The following is a 442-nucleotide window of genomic DNA, read 5'->3' on the forward strand; positions in this document are numbered from 1 at the left end:
CCTGCGCCTCGATCGGGTCGCCCAGCGTCGTGCCCGTGCCGTGCGCCTCGACCACGTCCACGTCGGCGGTGCCCAGTCGGGCACCCGCGAGGGCGTGCCGGATCACCCGCTGCTGCGACGGGCCGTTCGGTGCCGTCAGGCCGTTCGACGCGCCGTCCTGGTTGACCGCGCTCCCCCGCACGACCGCGAGGACCTCGTGGCCGTTGCGCCGCGCGTCCGACAGCCGCTCCACGAGCAGCACGCCCACGCCCTCGCCCCAGCCGGTGCCGTCGGCGGCCGCCGCGAACGCCTTGCACCGGCCGTCGGCGGCCAGGCCGCGCTGCCGGGAGAACTCGAAGAAGGTGCCGGGGGTGGCCATGACCGTGACGCCGCCGGCGAGGGCGAGGTCGCACTCGCCGCGCCGCAGCGACTGCACCGCCAGGTGCAACGCCACCAACGACGA

1 protein-coding gene is annotated in these 442 nt (G+C 76.5%); it reads right to left on the minus strand.

What is annotated here, in order from left to right:
* The coding region (locus tag ACFHW0_RS31800) for a beta-ketoacyl synthase N-terminal-like domain-containing protein (RefSeq protein WP_416613322.1) at positions 1 to 442 on the minus strand (442 nt) is incomplete at both ends.

This window comes from Micromonospora sp. LOL_025 (assembly GCF_048060285.1).
Taxonomy (GTDB): Bacteria; Actinomycetota; Actinomycetes; order Mycobacteriales; family Micromonosporaceae; genus Micromonospora.